Genomic DNA, 5,775 nt, shown 5'->3' on the forward strand with positions numbered 1-5,775 from the left:
GAATGGACACTCAAGAGTGAATTGTGGCCTGAATTCGATGGCAGATGCCTGTTGAGGATCGTAAAAGCGAAAAAAGCGAGTTATTCAGACCTTCCTTAGGTTTATAAGCATCAACCCAAACTTGAACTAATGCATCACATTTTTGAGCGAAAATCTCTTTCAAGATGCCAGAGTTGTAACCCACATTGGGTCGTATTGCTTCTTTGATTGATTCGTCCGGGTTGAGCACCGCAATGCAACTACCATCCTCGATGTTGTGGCTTACATATCCAACGAGCATGACGACACTTTTTACTCCGGAAAATTCGTGCTCTTGAAATTCAAAGATGTCATCTTTCTTGACGTTTGATGAAAGCGCGCTCAACACAGAGCTTTCTGCGATTTGCGCCAATTGGTCTACTATTTTCATTGAGGCTCCTCTTCCACAGAACAGGCACAGGAAGCTCGCTCGAATATCCAATGAACGCACCGGCTTCCTATCACATTTATCAAATTTATATACCGACCGATAAAAGCAGAAATCTCAACGGGTTACAACGGCGTCCTTTCTGAGCGGCGGAGATATGAGGAAGGCGTCGTTTTCTGGTACGCGCTGGGGTCAGGCTCTTCTAACTGTTTGAGCACAGCTGACCGATGTGAGTACGGTTTTGGCGGGGGTATTCGCGCCTCGAGAGGCGCTCCTACAAATACAGCTATAGAGGTAAGAAGCAGGGCCGGACGGCCCTGCCCTGGCAGGATTCAGCCTTTGTTTTTCCAGTCCAGGCTATACAGATCGTGGCGACGGTCGCGCAGGTTGGTTACCGAGCCTTCCCGGTGGAGCAGTTTCAGTTTTTCCAGGTCCACGTCCGCGAACATGAGCATTTCGGTATTGGGCACCGATTCGCTGATGATGGCATCGTGGGGGAAGTAGAAGTCGCTGGGGGAAAACACCGAGGACTGGGCGTACTGGATGTCCACGGCGTCCACCCGGGGCAGGTTGCCCACGGAACCGGCGATGGCCACGTAGCATTCGTTTTCGATGGCGCGGGCCTGGGCGCAGTGACGTACGCGCAGGTAGCCGTTTTTGGTGTCGGTCCAGAACGGCACGAAGAGAATGTCCATCTTTTCGTCCGCCAGGATACGACCCAGCTCGGGGAATTCCACGTCGTAGCAGATCAGGATACCCACCCGGCCCGCATCGGTATCGAATACCTGCAACTTGTCACCGCCCTGGATGACCCAGTCGCGCCGTTCGTGGGGGGTGATGTGGATCTTGTACTGGGCTTCCACGGAGCCGTCGCGGCGCATCAGGTAGGCTACGTTGTAGACTTTTTCATTTTCGATGACGGGCATGGAGCCGCCAACGATGTTGATGTTGTAGCTCACCGCCATGTCGGCCAGGGCGTCGCGTACTTCGTCGGTGAAGCTGGCCAGGAAGCGCACCGCTTCCACGGAGTTCAGTTCCGGACGCAGGCCCATGAGGGGGGCGCTGAAGAATTCCGGCAGCACCGCGAAGTCGGCGCGATAATCGGACAACGCATCGATGAAGAATTCCACCTGGTTGAGCAGATCCTGCACGTCGCGGGCGGCGCGCATGCGGCGCTGGACAACCCCTACGCGCACCACGGTGCGGCGCGGCCATTCGGCGTCGTCGTCTTCCGGTTCGTAGAGGATGTTGTCCCATTCCAGCAGGGTGGCGTAGCCGTGGGAGTCTTCGTCTTCCGGCAGGTAGGCCTTCATCAGACGTTTCACGTCGAAGCCGTTGGAGAGCTGGAACGACAGGATGGGGTCATAGATGGCGCGAGCTTCCACCTGCTCGATATATTCGGTGACCGGCATCTGGTCCGCATAGTTGGTGTAGCCGGGCAGCCGGCCACCGGCCAGGATGGCACGCAGGTTTTCCTCGCGGCACAGCTCCTTGCGGGCCTCATAAAGACGACGGCCCAGGCGATAGCCCCGGTATTCCTTGTCCACGAACACATCCAGGCCGTAGAGCGCATCGCCCTTCCTGTTGTGGGAGCGCACCTTGTCGTCGGTGATCAGGTCTTCATAGCGATGCGGGTTGGAGAAGCGGTCGTACCTGACCTTGATGGTCAGCGCGGTGGCCACCAACTCGCCGTTGTCCTCGATCACCAGTTGCCCTTCCGGGAAGATACGGATCAGGGTTTTGATGGTCTCTTCCGGCCAGGCCCCACCGATGTCGTGGTACACCTGGTCCATGAGCAGCGCCAGCGCGGGGTAATCCTCTTCGGTGAGAGTGCGCAGACGCAGGCGAGTGGTTTCTTCTGCCATAACAGAACAGCTCCTTCAGTCACCGACAGCGGGCTTACCGATGCCGGAAAAATTATGCATTGAGTGGCGGAAAGGGAATCAGCCAGCTCATGTCCCGATTCTGCAACGCATGCATGCCGCTGGGATAGAGCGCCACGCCATCCGGGCGAATAAAAATCACGCCACCGCCATTCAGGCCCACATAGCCGGATTGATGCTCACGGACAAACCCGCAGTCATCCTGCCAGTCCGGTTGCAGGGAGGCTGGAATGGTTTCATAGCCGATGACACCATTGGCCAGAGGGTCGTCGATGGCCACGCGGTCCCGGTACAGGCCCACAGCATCCTCGCCCACCAGCAGAACCATACCCTGGTGAAAGTGCAGCAGTGTGACATTGCCGCGCCGGGGCAAGTTGAGATTTTCCTGTTGGTCAATAATGGTATCCATGAAACAAATAATCCTGACTGATCGGACGGATAAATGGCTGAAAACATTGTAATACTTACCGGCGCGGGAATCTCGGCGGAATCCGGTATCAAGACCTTCCGCGCCGCCGACGGGCTGTGGGAAAACCATCGGGTGGAAGATGTGGCCACCCCGGAAGCGTTTCTGCGCGATGCCGCCCTGGTGCAGAATTTCTACAACAAGCGCCGTGAACAGCTGCTCAGCGCGGCGATCAAGCCCAATGCGGCCCACCAGGCCCTGGCAAAGCTGGAACAGGCCTTTCCCGCCGGCCAGGTACTGCTGGTCACCCAGAACATCGACAACCTGCACGAACGGGCCGGCAGTCGCAACCTGATCCATATGCACGGCGAGTTGCTCAAGGGCCGCTGTCAGTCCTCCGGCGGCCTGGTGGAGGTCACCGGCGAGCTGACGCCGACCCTGCCCTGCCCGCTCTGCGGCGCCAAGGGGTGCCTGCGCCCCCATGTGGTGTGGTTCGGGGAAATGCCCCTGGAGATGGAGCGCATCTACCAGGCCCTGGCCCGCTGCGACCGCTTTATCAGCATCGGCACCAGCGGCAATGTGTACCCGGCAGCGGGTTTTGTGGAAGAAGCCAACCGCCACGGCGCCCATACCGTGGAGCTGAACCTGGAGCCCTCCCAGCGGCTGACCGCCTTTGCCGAACACAGGCATGGGCTGGCCACGGAGCTGGTGCCGGCGTATGTGGAGGCGTTGATTGCCGGGTTATAGCGGCAAGCTTCAAGCTACAAGCTGCAACACGGGGCAGATTTTACTGTATCCGCCTGGGATCGGACTTCGCGCTGATACGCCGCAACGCGGGCACAACCTGTTCCATTACCCGAGACCTATCCCGCGCCTTGTAGCTTGCAGCTTGTAGCTTGAGACCGTCCCGATTGCCCCCATCTATCCACCCCAGAGCCCGCCCCGTATTTCTCTGGCCGCCTGATTGGGCTAGACTGCTGGACCTCTACAAAAGGAGTGTCAGCCAGAGCCACCCGCCATAATACGGGGCCCGGGGCCTCCAGCAACGACAGGTAGTAAAGACCATCATGACCGATAAACAGGTAGACGATCTCAATATCGCCTCGCAGGAACTGCTGATCACCCCCAATGCGCTGAAGGAAGAGCTGCCGCTTTCCGACAATGCCCGCCAGACCGTGATCGAAGGCCGCGAGACGATTCGCAATATTCTCGACCGCAAGGACCACCGTCTGTTCGTGGTGATTGGCCCCTGCTCTATCCATGACACCAAGGCGGCCATGGAGTACGCACAGAAGCTGAAGGCCCTGGCCGAGGAAGTGAAGGACACCATCTACCTGGTGTTGCGTGTCTATTTTGAAAAGCCCCGCACCACCGTGGGCTGGAAGGGGCTGATCAACGACCCCTACATGAACGATTCCTTCAAGGTGCAGGACGGCCTGCACATTGCCCGCAAGCTGCTGCTGGATGTGGCCGAGCTGGGCCTGCCCTCTGCTACCGAGGCGCTGGACCCGACCACCCCGCAGTATCTGCAGGACCTGATTGCCTGGAACGCCATCGGCGCCCGCACCACCGAGAGCCAGACTCACCGGGAAATGTCCTCCGGTCTGTCCAGCCCGGTGGGCTTCAAGAACGGCACCGACGGCAGCCTGGATGTGGCGGTGAACGCCATGCTCAGCGTCAAGCACCCGCACCGTTTCCTGGGTATCGACCCGGAGGGCCGTGTGGCGCTGACCACCACCAAGGGCAACCAGTACGGCCACGTGGTACTGCGTGGCGGCGGCGGCAAGCCCAACTACGATTCCGTGTCTGTGGCCCTGGCCGAGCAGGCCCTGGAGAAAGCCGGTGTGTCCACCAACATCATGGTGGATTGCTCCCACTCCAACTCCAACAAGGACCCGAGCCTGCAGCCGCTGGTCATGGAGAACATTGCCAACCAGATTCTGGAAGGCAACCAGTCCATCGTCGGGCTGATGGTGGAATCGCACCTGAAGTTCGGTAACCAGAAGATTCCGGAAAAACTGGAAGATCTGGAATACGGCGTGTCCATCACCGATGGCTGTATCGCCTGGGATACCACCGAGAAAGCCATTCGCGAGATGGCCGACAAGCTCCGCGACGTCTTGCCGAAGCGCAACAGCTGATCGCTGGCTGATACGGAAAAGCCGCCTTGATGGCGGCTTTTTTGTGTCCGGAATTTTCCTCCTGCAGTAGCCAGGCGGCAGGCAGAGCTGAACGCCCGACTGACCATCGCCACCGACCATGTAGGGTGCACTGAGCCTAAGGCGAACTGCACCGATCCGGCGTTTGATGGTGCAGTTCGCCTTAGGCTCAGTGCACCCTACGACTGGAAATTCGTCAGTGTTTTCGACCATAAAAAAGCCCGGCGCGAAGGCCGGGCTTTTTCTGTTGCGGTACTGAGTGAGACTTAGAACAAGCCACCCAGCAGGTCTTCGAACAGATCCGTCAGGGCGTTGCCGGATTCCAGGGACAGGCCATCACCGGTTTCCTGGTTCACCAGACAGGCCAGACCCAGGGTCAGCGACAGATTACCTTCATCGTTGAAGGCACTCAGCAGCGGACAACCGGGCAGCAGACCGATTTGTTCAGAGTTGAGCAGCTCGACTCGGTCCAGGGACTCGATAAAGCAGTCGGCCGGATCCACGGTACCGGTTCCGGACGTGTCCGGGCATACCTGGTCGGTGAGCGGGTTCGGCTCAGTCAGCGGGCCCAACAGCTCTTCCAGGGCAGCCAGGCCAGCGCCGGCTTCGCTCAGGCAGTCGGTGGGCGTGGTGGGACCCACACCACCGGCAGCGGTTTCCGGACAGAACTGCTCCAGCAACGGCGCAAGCGGGTTATCCCCACCGCCACCACCGGGCAGACCACCACCGGCCGCTTCCATGAAGCAGGCCGCCGGATCAATCGGTGCATTGGCAGAGGTTTCCGGGCACAGGGCTTCGGTCAGCGGGTTGGAACCCAGCAGCAGCTCCTCCACGTTGCCGAAGTTGTTACCGGCTTCGGTCAGACAGTCGATCGGCGTGGTCGGACCCAGATCCGCCTCAGCGGTATTCGGGCAGAACTGC

General features: G+C 59.1%; 5 protein-coding genes and 1 pseudogene. 2 read left to right on the forward strand and 4 right to left on the reverse strand.

Annotated elements, in window-relative coordinates; translation table 11 throughout:
- Nucleotides 1–10: 10 nt before the first annotated feature.
- The 3 genes from C4S63_RS17190 to C4S63_RS17200 form a co-directional block, all read right to left on the reverse strand.
- Nucleotides 11–409, reverse strand: a complete 399-nt coding sequence (locus tag C4S63_RS17190) for a hypothetical protein (RefSeq protein WP_103918260.1) — start codon at nt 407–409, stop codon at nt 11–13.
- 329 nt (nt 410–738) lie between these two features.
- Nucleotides 739–2,271: a bifunctional GNAT family N-acetyltransferase/carbon-nitrogen hydrolase family protein gene (locus C4S63_RS17195; protein ID WP_103918261.1), complete on the reverse strand. Its 1,533-nt coding sequence runs from the start codon at nt 2,269–2,271 to the stop codon at nt 739–741.
- Between the two features lie 52 nt (nt 2,272–2,323).
- Nucleotides 2,324–2,698 carry a hypothetical protein gene (locus tag C4S63_RS17200; protein ID WP_062818028.1) on the reverse strand — a complete coding sequence of 125 codons (375 nt, stop codon included), beginning with the start codon at nt 2,696–2,698 and terminating at the stop codon, nt 2,324–2,326.
- Between the two features lie 33 nt (nt 2,699–2,731).
- On the opposite strand from C4S63_RS17200, the gene cobB reads away from it, so the two are divergent.
- Both cobB and C4S63_RS17210 read left to right on the forward strand, forming a co-directional pair.
- Nucleotides 2,732–3,442 (forward strand): Sir2 family NAD+-dependent deacetylase, encoded by a 711-nt coding sequence (cobB, locus tag C4S63_RS17205; RefSeq protein WP_103918262.1) that lies wholly within the window; start codon nt 2,732–2,734, stop codon nt 3,440–3,442.
- Nucleotides 3,443–3,762: 320 nt separating this feature from the next.
- Nucleotides 3,763–4,836 (forward strand): 3-deoxy-7-phosphoheptulonate synthase, encoded by a 1,074-nt coding sequence (locus C4S63_RS17210; RefSeq protein WP_062818030.1) that lies wholly within the window; start codon nt 3,763–3,765, stop codon nt 4,834–4,836.
- A 284-nt stretch (nt 4,837–5,120) separates the two neighbouring features.
- Here the strand turns inward: C4S63_RS17210 and C4S63_RS17215 are convergent.
- A pseudogene (locus tag C4S63_RS17215) lies at nt 5,121–5,775 on the reverse strand (hypothetical protein); the annotation flags it as partial.

This window comes from Alcanivorax sp. DSM 26293 (genome assembly GCF_900107995.1).
Taxonomy (GTDB): domain Bacteria; phylum Pseudomonadota; class Gammaproteobacteria; order Pseudomonadales; family Alcanivoracaceae; genus Alcanivorax.